Source organism: Bacteroides sp. HF-162 (assembly GCF_015679285.1).
GTDB lineage: Bacteria > Bacteroidota > Bacteroidia > Bacteroidales > Bacteroidaceae > Bacteroides > Bacteroides uniformis.
The window spans coordinates 2593696-2609394 of record NZ_CP064937.1; the positions used below are offsets into that span (position 1 = coordinate 2593696).

Below are 15699 nucleotides of genomic sequence, written 5' to 3' on the forward strand. Positions count from 1 at the left end.
GATATCAGTGCTCCAGCAAAAACTTTGCCAAAACGGATGTTTTTGCCGAAAACGCTGCAAAGGTAATACTTTTATGTCAGATTGACAGCGCTTCTCTGTGTCTATTCATGGAAAAATAACTATCTTTGCACTCGCAATTCGCAGACTAATAGGTATTAAATAGTAAATTGTAAATAAATAAATCGTAAATATAAAGATGATTACAGTCTCTAATGTCTCAGTACAGTTTGGTAAAAGAGTGTTGTTCAATGACGTAAACCTGAAGTTTACAAGTGGTAACTGTTACGGTATCATCGGTGCCAACGGTGCCGGAAAATCTACTTTCCTGAAAACGATTTCCGGGGAGCTGGACCCTACGACGGGTTCCATCATGCTGGCTCCGGGAGAGCGTCTTTCCGTTTTGAGCCAGGACCACTTTAAGTGGGATGCTTTTACGGTAATGGACACGGTGATGATGGGACACACGGTGTTGTGGGACATCATGAAGCAGCGTGAAGTGCTGTATGCCAAAGAGGATTTCACAGACGAGGATGGACTGAAGGTTTCCGAATTGGAAGAGAAATTTGCCGAGCTGGACGGCTGGAATGCCGAAAGCGATGCTGCCGCCTTGTTGAGTGGTTTGGGTATCAAGGAGGACAAGCATTATCTGTTGATGGGTGAGTTGAACAACAAGGAAAAGGTGCGTGTCATGCTGGCGCAAGCTCTCTATGGAAATCCTGATAACTTGCTGCTGGACGAGCCTACCAATGACTTGGATATGGAGACCGTGACTTGGCTGGAAGAGTACCTCTCCAACTTTGAGCATACGGTGCTGGTGGTAAGCCACGACCGTCACTTCCTCGACTCCGTTTGTACGCATACGGTGGACATCGACTACGGAAAGATTAACCTCTTTGCCGGTAACTATAGCTTCTGGTACGAGTCCAGCCAGCTGGCGCTCCGTCAGCAGCAGAACCAGAAGGCAAAGGCCGAGGAGAAGAAGAAAGAGCTGGAAGAGTTTATCCGCCGATTCAGTGCCAATGTGGCAAAGAGCAAGCAGACTACCAGCCGCAAGAAGATGTTGGAGAAACTGAATGTAGAAGAAATCAAGCCGTCATCACGTAAGTATCCGGGCATTATCTTTACGCCCGAACGCGAACCGGGTAATCAGATTCTGGAAGTTTCCGGTTTGACGAAAACGCTGGAAGATGGTACGGTGCTGTTCCGCGACGTCAACTTCAATGTAGAGAAGGGAGACAAGATTGTATTCCTTTCGCACGACCCGCGTGCCATGACCGCCCTGTTCGAGATTATCAACGAGAATATGAAACCGGATGCGGGTACCTTCAACTGGGGTGTGACTATCACCACCGCTTACCTGCCGCTGGACAATACTGCATTCTTTAATACAGACCTGAATCTGGTGGACTGGTTGAGCCAGTTCGGCGAAGGCAATGAAGTCTACATGAAGAGTTTTCTGGGACGTATGCTGTTCTCCGGTGAGGAGGTGCTGAAGAAAGCAAGCGTATTGTCGGGAGGTGAGAAGATGCGTTGCATGATTGCACGTATGCAGCTGCGCAATGCCAATTGCTTGATTCTGGATACACCTACCAATCACCTCGACTTGGAGTCTATCCAGGCATTCAACAATAATCTAAAGACCTATAAGGGCAATATCCTTTTCTCATCCCACGACCACGAGTTCATTCAGACGGTTGCCAACCGTATCATCGAATTGACTCCGAACGGTATTATCGACAAGATGATGGAGTATGACGAATACATCACTTCAGACCACATCAAGGAGTTGCGTGCACGTATGTACGCAACAAAGTGATAACGGAAGCTAAGGACTAAATAAGCATATTTTAAATCGTTCCATCATGAGGAAAAAATCGTTCCACCATGGTGGAACGATTTTTTCACCACGGTGGAACAATATTTCTGCCATGATGGAACGATTCTTCTTTCATATCTTTTTTGTTTAATAAAGGCTTGTGCGATATTGAAAAAAAGAAGAAGGTGTGTTAGAATGATTTTTAGCTATCATTCTGACACACCTTCTTTTGCTATTAAAAGAGTCTCTTTGTTCTTATTAAGGCGGGGAATAGTCTGGGTTATTGTTTCTCCTTATATATAATTTTGCCTTGGCTTTCGCCGAAAAGGTTGTCGCCCAGCGTGGTAATCTTATTCCCCGTGGCAAGCACATAGCGCAGGTTGTCGCATCCCATAAATGCTCCGTACTCAATGGCGGTTACACTAGCAGGAAGCACCAGCGTGCCGCACAAACGACCGCAGCCACTGAATGCACGCTGTCCGATGCTTCTAAGCTCTTGCGGGAGCCGTACGTTCAGCAGATACTTCTTTTGGGTGAAAGTATAGTCGGGAATTGCAGTGGCATTACTGTTGGTCATGTCGATGGAAACCAGATTGGGCATATAGTCGCGTATCAATGTGAAGTCGGCTTCGTCCATTTTACCTTCAACGGTCAGAAAGTTAACGTCTTTGGGCTGAAATCCGGCTCTTAGCAGTTCGCTGGCAAGGCTGCCCATTTTACCAATCTGCACATTTACTGTCAGTGGTTCTCCTTCAATGAATGCAAAGGTCTCCCATTTCTTTTTGGTACGGTAGGAGTCACTGCATCCCAATGGAACAAATATGGCTGTAACGCTATCAGCCAATGCTTCGGACAACAGATTGGGAGCCGTTTTCTTCCGTATCTGGCATATCTTGAGATTTTTGCATCCCTTAAAGGCAGCATCTTCGATGTTCTTGGTCTTGTCGGAAAGGATAACCCTAGTCAGTGTCTCCTTGCCAATGAAGGTACTGTCGTCCATTTGCTTGCAGAAGGCATATGCCGGAATGCAATTGGCAGGATATACGTAAAAACGGTTTGGATAAGTTCCGTTCTTGCCTGCATACGTGCTGATAGATGCGTTCGAGATGTCCAACTGCTGCAGATTCTTGAATTCATCTCTTAGATGCCTGAAGTCTATGGCATTCAGTTTGCCCTGCAGGGTTAGTTGGGTAATTTCATTAGCTTCCGCTTCAGTCATCAGCTCCACCAAGGTACCGGGTTTGGCTACGTAGTATCTTTTGGATTTTTGTGCCGAGGCATTCAGCATTAACGCCAGTCCGGCAATGGCTAAAAGTATTTTTCTTAGTTTCATGTTTATTGATTCTAGATTGATTTTTCAAATATAGGAAGAAAACGGCAGGAATACATGAGGTTTTTTCTTTTTATTATTATTTTTGTCGGATATTAATCAATATTGAGATACAAATGGAGACAGAAGAGACGGTAAAGGAAGGGCTTGTTACAGCAAGTAAAGCAAAAAGTATTTGGTTGGCATTCGTTGATATAGTACTGTTTGCTGTACTTTCAATGATTTTTCTGTTTTTGTTTGCCATACCTTTTGCATTAGTTTTTCCGGAGTTGAAGACGGAAGTTGGTGAAACAAACATTTACTTTCAGATGCTGAATGAAGTCTTGATGCTGGTCAGTGGGCTGATTGCCGCTTGTATGGTGTTGGGCTTTAGGAAGCTTCCTTTTTCGGGTTTGGGCTTGTCTTTGAAGGGATGGGGCAGGAGCCTGCTGAGAGGAGCTTTGTTTGTCGTGTTCTTGTATGTAGTCGGTTTTGGCTTGTCTTTGCTGTTAGGGGCAGTGGAGGTGGTAGGGTTCTTGTTTTCTCCCATATCTCTGCTGGTCAGTCTTTTGCTTTATTTTTTTGTGGCGGTTACGGAAGAAGTTATCGGACGCGGTTTTATTTTAGGGCGTATGCTGGATGGAGGCATCAATAAGTTTGTGGCATTGTTTATCTCTGCGGTGTTATTTTCGTTGATGCACCTTTTCAATCCTAACTTTGCCTTTGTCCCGTTTCTGAATATCATGCTGGCAGGTTGTTTCTTGGGGGCTTCCTATATATATACGCGTAACCTCTGTTTCCCCATTGCCTTGCATTGGTTCTGGAACTGGATTCAAGGTTCCGTTTTGGGATATAAAGTCAGTGGAAATGAATTCAGCAATGAGAATCTGCTGATTCTTCACTTTCCGGAAGAAAATTTGATAAATGGAGGAACCTTCGGGTTCGAAGGCTCCATTCTGTGTTCACTACTTTTAGTGCTTGGTACAGTAATTATCTTAAGACACTATTATAAGGGATTAGAGATTAAGGATTAATACGGAAACCATTAACCATTAATCCCTAATCCTTAATCCCTAATTCTGTTCCACTCCTTTCATTGTCAGCTGTATGCGTTTCCGGTCCATATCTATGCTGAGTACCTTTACGCGTATATGCTGGTGAATGGACACTACTTCATTAGGGTCTGATATGAATCTGTCGGCGAGTTGGGAGAGGTGTACCAGTCCGTTTTCCTTGATGCCTATATCGACAAATGCGCCGAAGTTGGTGATGTTTCCTACGATGCCGGGCAGTTCCATGCCTTCGCGCAGGTCGTTGATGGTGCGCACGTTCTTATCAAATTCAAATATCTTTATCGGTCCGCGCGGGTCACGTCCGGGCTTGTCCAGCTCTTGCAGGATGTCTTTCAGTGTCGGCATGCCCACGGTGGGGGAGAGGTAGCGTTCCGGATTAATCTTCAGACGCAGCTCCCGGCTGGCTATCAGTTCGGCTACGCTGCAATCCAAGTCCTTTGCCATCTGTTCTACGATGCAATAGCTTTCCGGGTGCACGGCAGTGTTGTCCAGCGGGTTCTTTGCCTGCGGAATGCGTAGGAAGCCGGCACATTGCTCAAATGCCTTGGCGCCCATGCGCGGCACTTTCATCAATTCTTTACGGGAGGTGAAGGCACCGTTTTCGGCGCGATAGTTCACAATGTTCTGTGCCAGTTGAGGACCCAATCCCGAGATATAGGTCAGCAGGTGGCTGCTTGCGGTGTTTAGGTTGACACCTACCAGGTTTACGCAGTTCTCTACAGTTTGGTCCAGCGACTTTTTCAGTTTTGTCTGGTCCACGTCATGCTGGTATTGCCCCACACCAATAGATTTCGGGTCAATCTTTACCAACTCTGCCAGTGGGTCCATCAGTCGTCTGCCTATGGACACGGCACCACGCACGGTGACGTCGTAGTCGGGAAACTCGTCCCGTGCAATTTTAGAGGCCGAATAGATGGAAGCTCCCTGCTCGCTGACGATAAATATCTGCACATCGCGGTTGAAGCGCTGATGCTTCAAGAACTCTTCCGTCTCGCGGCTGGCAGTTCCGTTACCTATGGCTACGGCATCTATTTTATAGGACTCCATCATCATTTGCAGTTTGGCGAATGCCTCCTTCTGCTTGCTGACTGGAGGGTGGGGGTAGATGTTCTCATTATGGAGTAGATTTCCTTGTGCATCGAGGCACACAACTTTACAACCAGTACGAAATCCGGGGTCTATACCCATCACACGCTTTTGCCCCAATGGTGAGGCCAGTAGCAATTGACGAAGATTTTCCGCAAACACTTTGATGGCTTCCTCGTCGGCGCGCTCCTTGCTTTGGGTCGCGAATTCCGTTTCTATGGACGGTTTTAACAGGCGTTTGTAAGCATCCTGCACAGCTTCTGCTACTTGCTGTCCACAGGCGTTGTTGCTCCGTACGAACTGCCGTTCTAGGCGCTCCGCACACTCTTCGTCATTGGGGCTGATGCTGACTTTCAGCAAACCTTCCGCTTCAGCGCGCCGGATGGCGAGCAGACGGTGGGAACTGCATCGCCGCAAGGATTCGGAGTAGTCGAAATAGTCGCGATATTTGGCCGCTTCTTCTTCTTTGCCTTTCACCACCTTGGCGGTCAGTGTGCCTTGGCGGACAAAGGAACTCCGGACGCTGTTTCTAGCCCGTTCATCTTCACTTACATGCTCGGCTATGATGTCACGGGCACCTTTCAGTGCATCTTCCACGTTCTTCACGTCTCCTTTCACATAACCGGCGGCGCGTTCCTCCGGATGGGGCTCACGTTGCAGCATCAGCAGGGTGGCGAGGGGTTCCAGTCCTTTTTGGCGGGCTGCTTCGGCACGTGTTTTCCGTTTGGGTTTGTAGGGAAGGTAGATATCCTCCAGTAGGGTGTTCTCCCAGGTCTCCTCGATACGCTTCTGAAGTTCGGCGGTCAGTTTGCCTTGTTCTTGAATGGTGCTGAGGATGGTTTCTTTACGTTTGGCGGTTTCGCTCAGCTTTTCGTAGTGGGTCTTTATGGATTCAATCTGCACTTCGTCCAGTCCTCCCGTCACTTCCTTTCGGTAGCGGCTGATGAAAGGGATTGTCGCTCCGTTTTCCAGCAAGCCGAGGGTCTGGCTTATTTGTTTTTCTGATATGCCGAGAACGGCAGATATCATTCGATGAAAATCTTGTATCATTTTGTATCTCATTTTATAAATAGGGGGTAAAAGTACAAAAAAACAATTGTTGTTTTTTCTTTAGGTTCCAACTTTTATCTATATTTGTCAAAGCTATGGAGCAATTAAACGAATCAATCAATTGAAACACATATATCGTACAATATTACCATGCGTGGTAGCGCTTTTCTGCTGCCTTTTGCCTGTTTTCTCAATTACGGGAGAGCATCCGGTATTGATTATCAGCTCCTATAATCCGGATGCCGGTCGGACTTCCAGCAATATCTCTGACTTTATGGAGGAATTCCAACGTTTAGGAGGGACAAATACCGTTGCATTGGAAAACATGAATTGCAAAAGTTTTTCCGAAGCTCCTTTTTGGGAAAAGAGAATGGCAGGGCTATTATCCAAATACCAGAATGATAAAAGTCCGGCATTGATTGTTCTTATTGGGCAGGAAGCTTGGGCTGCCTACCTTTCTTTGGAAGACTCTGTACGCGGCAATACTCCAGTAGTGAGTGCGCTATCCAGCCGGAACGCCATATTGTTGCCGGGAGATACCATCGATTTGAAAACTTGGATGCCTGAATCCGTAGATTTTTTCACGGATTTTCCGGATTCGCCTATCAAGGCCGGTTTCGTTTATGAGTATGATGTGGAGGCGAATATTAACATGGTAAAGCAGATGTATCCTGACACCGAGAATATCGCTTTTATATCAGACAACAGTTATGGTGGTGTTGCTATGCAAGCCTATGTAGTGAAGGAAATGAAGAAATTTCCCGAATTGGATCTGATACTGCTTGACGGACGTGTCAATACAATATATACTATTTGTGATAGGTTACATGAACTGCCGGAACATACGGCAGTATTAATGGGGACGTGGCGCGTGGATATGAATGATGGTTATTTTATGCGTAATGCTACTTATGCCATGATGGAAGCTGCTCCAGCCTTGCCCACATTCTCTTTGAGTTCTGCAGGTTTGGGATACTGGGCTGTGGCAGGCATCGTTCCTGCCTACCGTGCTTTGGGCAAGGAGATGGCAAGGCAATCTTATCGTCTGCTGACTGACCCGCAGGATGGGAATACTCATATGGAAGTCATTCCGAATGAGACCATACTGGACGGCAAGCTCGTGAAGGAAAAGGAACTGAATATTGCCAACCTTCCGGAACCGGTAAAGATGCTGAATGTAACCCCTTCTTTCTATGAACAGTACAAGTATCATATCTGGTCTGTCTGTGCTGTGCTATTGGTGCTGTTGGGCGGTTTGTTCGTTTCCCTTTATTTTTATTATCATACAAAGAAGTTGAAGGATGAACTGGAGGTATCCGAAGGTGCTTTGCGAGAGGCAAAGGACCGTGCTGAAGAATCCAGCCGCCTGAAGAGTGCTTTCCTTGCCAATATGAGCCACGAAATCCGTACGCCATTGAATGCGATTGTGGGCTTCTCGGACGTGCTGTCTGCCGGAGGAGCCTCGGAAGAAGAACAGCGTGGCTATTTTGAAATTATCAGGACCAACTCTGATTTGCTGCTTCGGCTGATTAATGACATATTGGATGTGTCCCGTTTGGAGGCCGACCGCGTCATCCTTTCTTTGGAGAGCTGCAATGTAGTGCAGATATGCCAGCAGGTAGTAGCTTCCGTGGCCCAGGCACGTAGGTCGACCAATCAATTCCTATTTGAGTGTGAACGTGAGGTGGTGGAGATGCGGACGGACGTGCAGCGTTTACAGCAGGTTGTGATAAATCTGCTTTCCAATGCGGACAAGTTTACAAAGGAAGGTACGATAACCTTGAAGCTGGAACTGGATACAGCAGGGAATGTAGCAGTATTTTCGGTGACTGACACCGGTTGCGGCATTCCTTTGGACAAACAGAAACGGGTGTTCGAACGTTTCGAGAAGCTGAACGAATATGTGCAGGGAACCGGCTTGGGCTTGTCCATCTGTAAGCTGACCGTTGAGAAGTGGGGCGGTGAAATTTGGATAGATCCTGCCTATACGGATGGAGCGCGGTTTGTATTTACCCATCCCATGAATTTATAAGGACTGACAAGAAATAAGGAAATATAATGAAAAGATTTAGTTGTTTTTTTATCTGGATTTTTGTCCTGACAAGCATACTGCCTGCGCAGGAAAGAGAGGTGAAACTGAAAGTCGTACAGACCAGTGATATACACGGAAACTACTATCCCTACGACTTTATACGCCGCCGGGAGGCAACCGGCAGTCTGGCACGCGTGCATGCTTTGGTGCAAAAAGAGCGTGAGACTTATGGCGAAAACCTGATTCTCTTGGACAATGGCGACATTCTGCAGGGACAGCCCACTGCCTACTACTATAATTACATAGATACTGTTGCTCCCCATCTGACTGCAGAGATGATGAATTTCATGGGGTATGATGCCGGTAATATGGGTAACCATGATGTAGAGACCGGTCGTGCCGTTTTCGACCGTTGGGCAGGTGATTGCCGTTTTCCGATATTGGGTGCCAATATTGTGGATATTGCTACCGGAGAAACCCATTTCAAACCCTATGAGGTGCTGGAACGTGACGGAGTGAAAATTGTGGTTCTCGGTATGATAACTCCTGCCATTCCCGTATGGCTTTCAGAGAATCTGTGGAAAGGGTTGCGTTTCGACGATATGGAGGAGACTGCCCGCAAATGGATGAAGATTATCCGTGAGCAGGAAAAGCCGGATTTGGTTATCGGTATGTTCCATGCCGGTCAGGATGCCCAGTTGATGGGAGGCAAGTATCGCGAAAACGCTTCGGTGGAAGTGGCATGCAATGTGCCGGGATTCGATATTGTCCTGATGGGCCATGACCATGCTCGCGAATGCAAGAGGGTGTGCAACATAGTTGGTGACTCGGTACTGGTGATGGACCCTGCCAGCAACGGTGTCGTTGTTAGTAATGTGGATATAACCTTGAAATTGCGTGACGGTAAGGTTGTTGGCAAGAAGATAGACGGCATACTGTCCGATACGAAAGACTACGGTGTCAGCGAAGAGTTCATGCAGCGCTTTGCCCCCGAATATGCAGCTGTGCAGAATTTTGTTTCCAAGAAAATAGGTTCTTTTACCGAGACCATCTCCACACGTCCTGCCTATTTCGGCTCTTCCGCTTTTATAGACCTTATTCATGAGTTGCAGTTGGCAATCAGCGGAGCGGATATTTCTTTTGCAGCTCCTTTGTCCTATGATACGGAAATCCGTAAAGGAGACATTTTTGTGAACGATATGTTCAATCTGTATAAGTATGAAAATATGCTTTACACCATGCGTCTGACGGGAAAGGAGATACGCGATGCCTTGGAGATGTCGTATGATTTGTGGACCAATCGGATGAAGTCTCCGGACGACCATATCCTTCTCTTCCGTGAGAAGCGCCGCGAAGGTGCTACGGATAGGGCTTCATTCAAGAATTTCAGCTTCAACTTCGATTCTGCGGCGGGTATTATCTACACGGTGGATGTGACCAAGCCGGATGGCGAGAAGGTAGCCATTCTCAGTATGGCAGACGGTACTCCGTTCGATATGGATAAAATGTATAAGGTAGCGGTGAATTCTTATCGCGGAAACGGTGGCGGCGAATTGCTGACAAAGGGGGCCGGCATCTCGCAGGATGAATTGAAGGAGCGCATCATCCACTCTACGGATAAGGACTTACGCTATTATCTGATGCAGTACATTGAGCAGAAGAAGGTGATTGAACCGCGTGCGCTGAATCAGTGGAAGTTTATTCCCGAAGAGTGGGCGGCTCCGGCTTCCAAGCGTGATTATGAGTTCTTGTTTGGCAAAGTTAAAGAATAATTCACTATCTTTGCGGCTCAAAATCTATAGTATAAGTTTTTGGACGTGAAGCAGAAGAAAAAAATTATAGGTGCATTGAGCTTGCTGGTACTGTTTATCATGTACCAGGCAAGTATCACTGCGTTCACTCACGTCCATTATGTGAATGGGGTGATGATAACGCACTCGCACCCTTTTCATGGCACACACTCTCACTCTCAGACTTCCCTTCTGGTTATCGGGCATCTGTCGGTATTCCACTCTTCCGGGGTGGATGTGTATGAGGTTCAGCACCCGATGCGTCCTTTGCTGTCCATGCTCAGAGCCAAACCGGCAACGCCTACTGTAAAGGGGGAAGTTATACGTACTCTTTCCCTTCGCGCTCCTCCCGCTCTTTTTTCATAGTCATTAGGTTTAAAAACGCCTGGATTTTTTGCATGTAGATACCAGGTGTTTTAGTCTCGAATGTCCGGTATTTCAGTGAAAGAAGTGCGGTATGTCGGATTATTATCTTTTTTCAGACTTGAATTATTTTTTTATTTAGAGCGCTAATTTGATGAAACAATACATTTTGGCGTTGGTACTTGCAGTGGTAAGTGCCAGCGTAGCTTTTGCCGTAAATCCTATAAAGGAAGGCAATATGATTTCCGGCCATGTGATAGTGAAAGGTACGGAGGAAAATATACCGTATGCCACGGTTTTGATTATCGGCAGCGGTCAGGGAACGGTTTCCAATGAAGAAGGACAATTTGAGTTCCGCAAGCTTCCGGCGGGAAAATACAAGCTCCGTGTGTCTGCCGTGGGCTATAAGACCCAAGAGAAGGAAGTGACGGTGAGCAAGGACTTTACTGCCGTCATACATTTCCCGATGGAAGAGGAGAGTTTTATGACCGATGAAGTGGTGGTATCTGCCAACCGCAACGAGGTAAGCCGCAAGGCAGCTCCGGTAGTCGTGAATGTGATGAGTACCAAATTGTTCGAGATGGTCAACTCCACCGACCTTGCCAAGACACTGAACTACCAGTCGGGCTTGCGTGTGGAGAACAACTGCCAGAACTGTGGTTTCCCCCAGGTGCGCATCAATGGCTTGGAAGGTCCGTATTCGCAGATATTGATAAACAGCCGTCCCATCATCAGTGCATTGAGCGGTGTGTACGGATTGGAGCAAATCCCCGTGAACATGATTGAACGGGTAGAAGTGGTGCGTGGCGGAGGCTCTGCCTTGTTTGGAGCTAATGCTGTGGGAGGCACCATCAACATCATAACCAAAGATCCCATCAACAATTCCTTCCAGGTATCGAGTATGTTCTCCAATATGGACGGCAAGTCCTGGGAGCAATATATGGGTGGCAATGTATCGCTGGTTGCCAAAGATAACTCCTACGGCATTGCCCTTTATGAGAGTTACCGCAACCGTAACCCCTACGACCGCGATGGCGATGGCTTTTCCGAGCTGGGCAAGCTGAACATGAATACCTTCGGTTTCCGTGCCTATTACCGTCCTACGCATTTCAGCCGCATCAATCTGGAATACCATACTACTAACGAACTTCGTCGCGGAGGTAATAAATTTGATTTGCAGCCGCATGAGACGGACATTACCGAGCAGACCAAGCATATCATCAATAGCGGAGGCGTGAGCTACGATTTATTCTGGAAAGAGTACAAGCATAAGATTTCAGCTTACACCTCCATCCAGCACACCGATCGCAACAGTTACTATGGTGCCCAAAAGGACATGAATGCCTACGGCAAGACGAAAGACTTGACTTGGGTTGCCGGTGGCATGTATGTAGGCAATATGGACAACTGTTTCTTTGCTCCCGCTACCTTCACCGGCGGACTGGAATATCAGAACAACTCCCTGCATGACATTATGACCGGCTATCATCGTGACATGGAGCAGGATGTCCGCATTGCCAGTGCTTTCGTGCAGAATGAGTGGAAAATGAATGTACTGACCATGTTGGTCGGCGCCCGTCTGGACAAGCACAACCTGATTGACAAGCTTATTTTCAGTCCTCGCGTCAACCTGCTCTACAAGCCGACAGATGATTTTCAGGCACGCTTGACTTATTCTACCGGTTTCCGTGCTCCGCAGGCATACGATGAGGACTTGCACGTAACGGCAGTAGGCGGTAAGGGTGTCCAAATCAAACTGTCCGACAATCTGCGTGAAGAGCGTTCCAACAGTTACAGCGGTTCGGTAGACTGGACTGCCCATTTGGGGCACTGGCAGGCAAACATTCTGGTGGAAGGTTTCTATACAGACCTGCGCCATGTCTTTGTGCTCGAAGATATCGGCAAGAACGAAGTAGGGGATGTTATTAAGGAGCGCCGCAACGGAAACGGTGCACGTGTATATGGTGCCAATCTGGATGCGAGGATTGCCCATGGTAAGGAGGCGCAGTTCCAACTCGGATTTACGGCACAGCGCAGCCGCTATACCCATGAGGAAGCTTGGACAAAGGTGGACGGAAAAGACCTTACCACTAAGCGCATGCCCCGTACACCGGATTATTACGGGTACTTCACTTTCTCTTCCGCACCGGTAAAGAATTTTGATTTCTCTCTTTCCGGCACTTATACGGGAAAGATGATTGTTCCGCACTACGCACCGGAAGATGCTCCCGAGGGTGCCTTCTGTAATATCACTTCAGACCGCATGGAGCATACTCCCCAATTTCTGGATCTGAATGTGAAGTTGAACTATACGTTTGTGCTTCACGACCATATCAAGCTTCAGTTGAATACGGGTGTACAGAATATCTTTAACAGTTTCCAGAAAGACCTGGATAAAGGGGAATTCCGCGATGCGGGTTATTTCTACGGACCGACGCAGCCGAGAACCTTTTTTATCGGTTTCAAGATAATGAACTAAAAGTTTCCATTTAAGAATTTTTAGAGCTAAATTCCGCAAAATAGTCCTACATTTGTCGCCAAAGCACAAAAACCATGGATACTAAGAGAATACGGAATGTAGACATTTCCCAGATACATCATTTGCCGATGATTGATTTCATCGGCAATGATTTTGCTATTTTTAATGACATCAAGGATATGCCTTTGAGCTCTTATCCCACCCGTTTGAATGCTGCTTGCCTGACTGTCTGTTTGAAAGGGTGGTGCAAACTGGAACTCAACCTGCAGCAATGTGAAATGCGGGAAGGTATGTTGGGCATTATTCTTCCCGACCAGATTGTTCTGCAACGGGAACGCTCCGAAGATTTTTCCGGACTTTTCATTGCTGTTTCAAAGGACTTTATGGATATGGTGATACCTACCATGCAGCAGCTTTTCCCTATGTTCTTTATGATTAAGGAACGGCCTTTTGTCCACATCACTCCGGAGGAATCCCAATCATTTCAGGAGTATCACTCTTTTCTTTGGAGCAAGGTGAAGCTGAAAGACAACCCTTTTCGTAAGGAAATCACTCAGGGGCTGCTGTTGGCCCTTTTTTATGAGATATATAACATTTATCAAGGACATGTCGTTCAGGAACGCATTCCCAAAAGCAGGAAGGAAGACTTGTTCGAGCGCTTTATCCGTGCCGTTTCAGAGTCTTATAAAGAAGAGCGAAGTGTGTCCTATTATGCCGATAAGATGTTTCTCACCGCCAAGCACCTCTCCACCGTAGTGAAAGAAATCAGTGGAAAGACGGCAGGCGAATGGATTGATAGTCTTGTAGTTTTGGAAGCCAAAGCCTTGTTGAAGTCTTCCGAAATGAGCATTCAGGAAATTGCGGACGAGCTGCATTTTGCCAACCAGTCCTTCTTTGGTAAGTATTTCAAGCATCACACTGGCATGTCACCTAAAGAATATCGCCGGCAATAGGTTCAATGTGACGGAATAATGTTTATTTTTGCGGTAAAGATTTACCCCCAAAATAAACTATCATGGAAAAAAGAGAAATTGACCTTACTGTTTCCTGCTATGGAAAGGTGAAAGGAGTGAAGTATGACGTTGTCATCTTGCCGTGGGGAGCTACGGAGCCCCATAATCTGCATCTGCCTTATCTCACTGATTGTATTTTGCCGCATGACATTGCTGTAGACGCGGCTGCGCTGGCTTTGCAGAATTCCGGTGTACGCTGCATGGTGATGCCTCCCGTACCTTTCGGTGCACACAATCCGGGGCAGCGCGAACTTCCGTTCTGCATTCATACGCGCTACTCCACCCAGCAGGCCATTTTGGAAGACATAGTTGCCTCCCTCTATGCACAAGGCATGCGCAAGCTGATTATTCTCAGCGGTCATGGCGGCAACAACTTCAAGGGAATGATTCGTGACCTGGCGTTTGTATATCCCGATTTTCTGATTATCGCTGCCGACTGGTTCAGCATCGTCTCTCCCAAAGACTACTTTGAGGCTGCTGTCGACGACCATGCCGGCGAGTCTGAGACTTCCGTCATGATGCATTACCATCCCGAGCTGGTGAATCTGGCTGAGGCCGGTGACGGAGAATCCCACCCGTTTGCCATTCCTTCCTTGAATGAAAAGGTTGGCTGGGCTCCCCGCCATTGGGATAAGGCTACAGTCGACAGCGGGGTAGGGAACCCCAAAAAAGCTTCTGCCGAGAAAGGAGAACGTTATATGAAGCCGGTGGTGGAGAAGTTGGCGAAGCTCTTTAAGGAAGTCGGTCAGGGAAGTTTGTATTGATATACTTGGCTTCCGGCTATATATAAAAATAGGCAATAACCGTTGTGGATATTGCCTATTTTTTAAGTGCACCCTAAAAACTAATCTCTTTACTCTTACAAAAACTAATCTTTCTCTATTTCGAGTACAAAATTAGAAGGTTTTTACGGGTTATGAATTGACATAAGTCAAAAATCTCCTTTGGATATTATTTTTTCAAACGTGCCCAAAAGCCTTTCTTTTTCTGCCGGACCGGTTCACTGTTTTCGCGAAACAGTTCTTCGTAGGTCAGTCGGTCATGTATCATGCGGTAAATGCTTCCCCAGTCAGGCAGTCCGCCCAGGTTGCGGTCATCGATAAAGAGATCGGCTTTTACTTTGCGTGAAAAACCGGTGTGTGCGATGTCTTCTTCCGGATAGTCCCGGTTGACGGCATAGAATTCCACACCCCGTTCCCTGCACCATTCCACAGCTTCCTCCAGGAGCTTCCCTTCACGTACCGACCATAAAATCAGCCGGTGACGCTCGTTTATCAGCATCTTCAGCGTAGCGGTGGCAAAGGGAATTTCTTCTCCTATCCGGGGGTAGCGGTGTTCTACAATGGTACCGTCAAAATCAACGGCTATGGTCATAAATGAATAGCTTTTATTGGTTTCAGACTGTGGAGAAAATTATCCTTGACCGCCTGTGGCGCCGCCCTTCGCCGAGCAACCGGTCTTCGTATTGCTTGATGAGGTTGGGGGTAAGTTCTTCAAAGGTGATGGAACGGTTGCCGGTGAAGCGGAGAAAACTGTTCAGTGTACTGGTGTATATGCCGGAGGTGCTATAGCGTCCGGTTTGCCTTATGCTTCGTATCAGTGAACTTGTAAATGTATATATAGAAGTCATAATCTGAATTTTAAGTTTTAGAATTGCATATAAACGCTTCCGGGACTGAAAAGATTTC

At 47.0% G+C, this 15699-nt stretch carries 12 protein-coding genes; 8 read left to right on the plus strand and 4 right to left on the minus strand.

The features are described from left to right. Positions 1-196: 196 nt before the first annotated feature. On the plus strand, positions 197-1816 hold the full coding sequence (locus tag ITJ87_RS10530; RefSeq protein ID WP_005827934.1) for an ABC-F family ATP-binding cassette domain-containing protein: 1620 nt from the start codon (positions 197-199) through the stop codon (positions 1814-1816). A 280-nt stretch (positions 1817-2096) separates the two neighbouring features. Here the strand turns inward: ITJ87_RS10530 and ITJ87_RS10535 are convergent, their stop codons facing one another. Beyond that, entirely contained in the window at positions 2097-3149 is a 1053-nt protein-coding gene (locus ITJ87_RS10535; RefSeq protein WP_117601473.1) for a leucine-rich repeat domain-containing protein, read from the minus strand. Positions 3150-3262: 113 nt separating this feature from the next. On the opposite strand from ITJ87_RS10535, the gene ITJ87_RS10540 reads away from it, so the two are divergent. Continuing rightward, the gene (locus ITJ87_RS10540) at positions 3263-4159 is read left to right on the plus strand and encodes a CPBP family intramembrane glutamic endopeptidase (RefSeq protein WP_117601474.1); all 897 of its coding nucleotides are present in this window, start codon (positions 3263-3265) and stop codon (positions 4157-4159) included. Between the two features lie 39 nt (positions 4160-4198). On the opposite strand, the gene ITJ87_RS10545 is transcribed toward ITJ87_RS10540, so the two are convergent. Further along, the gene (locus ITJ87_RS10545) at positions 4199-6334 is read right to left on the minus strand and encodes a Tex family protein (protein ID WP_117966607.1); all 2136 of its coding nucleotides are present in this window, start codon (positions 6332-6334) and stop codon (positions 4199-4201) included. A gap of 121 nt (positions 6335-6455) precedes the next feature. On the opposite strand from ITJ87_RS10545, the gene ITJ87_RS10550 reads away from it, so the two are divergent. The 6 genes from ITJ87_RS10550 to ITJ87_RS10575 all read left to right on the plus strand — a co-directional run bounded on the left by ITJ87_RS10550 (position 6456) and on the right by ITJ87_RS10575 (position 14775). Then, the gene (locus ITJ87_RS10550; protein ID WP_117601476.1) at positions 6456-8366 is read left to right on the plus strand and encodes a HAMP domain-containing sensor histidine kinase; all 1911 of its coding nucleotides are present in this window, start codon (positions 6456-6458) and stop codon (positions 8364-8366) included. Positions 8367-8392: 26 nt separating this feature from the next. Further along, positions 8393-10138 carry a bifunctional UDP-sugar hydrolase/5'-nucleotidase gene (locus tag ITJ87_RS10555; protein WP_117966604.1) on the plus strand — a complete coding sequence of 582 codons (1746 nt, stop codon included), beginning with the start codon at positions 8393-8395 and terminating at the stop codon, positions 10136-10138. A gap of 45 nt (positions 10139-10183) precedes the next feature. After that, positions 10184-10522 carry a hypothetical protein gene (locus ITJ87_RS10560; RefSeq protein ID WP_034525598.1) on the plus strand — a complete coding sequence of 113 codons (339 nt, stop codon included), beginning with the start codon at positions 10184-10186 and terminating at the stop codon, positions 10520-10522. 151 nt (positions 10523-10673) lie between these two features. Next, a complete protein-coding gene (locus ITJ87_RS10565) occupies positions 10674-12998 on the plus strand; it encodes a TonB-dependent receptor (protein ID WP_057258986.1) in 2325 nt (774 codons plus the stop codon). 74 nt (positions 12999-13072) lie between these two features. Continuing rightward, complete coding sequence (locus ITJ87_RS10570; RefSeq protein WP_005827957.1) at positions 13073-13951, plus strand: AraC family transcriptional regulator; 879 nt, start codon at positions 13073-13075, stop codon at positions 13949-13951. 62 nt (positions 13952-14013) lie between these two features. Beyond that, the gene (locus tag ITJ87_RS10575; protein WP_117966601.1) at positions 14014-14775 is read left to right on the plus strand and encodes a creatininase family protein; all 762 of its coding nucleotides are present in this window, start codon (positions 14014-14016) and stop codon (positions 14773-14775) included. A gap of 187 nt (positions 14776-14962) precedes the next feature. On the opposite strand, the gene ITJ87_RS10580 is transcribed toward ITJ87_RS10575, so the two are convergent. Next, the gene (locus tag ITJ87_RS10580) at positions 14963-15385 is read right to left on the minus strand and encodes a BT0820 family HAD-type phosphatase (RefSeq protein WP_117601479.1); all 423 of its coding nucleotides are present in this window, start codon (positions 15383-15385) and stop codon (positions 14963-14965) included. 22 nt (positions 15386-15407) lie between these two features. After that, positions 15408-15641 (minus strand): phage integrase SAM-like domain-containing protein, encoded by a 234-nt coding sequence (locus ITJ87_RS10585; protein WP_117601480.1) that lies wholly within the window; start codon positions 15639-15641, stop codon positions 15408-15410. Positions 15642-15699 lie beyond the last annotated feature (58 nt).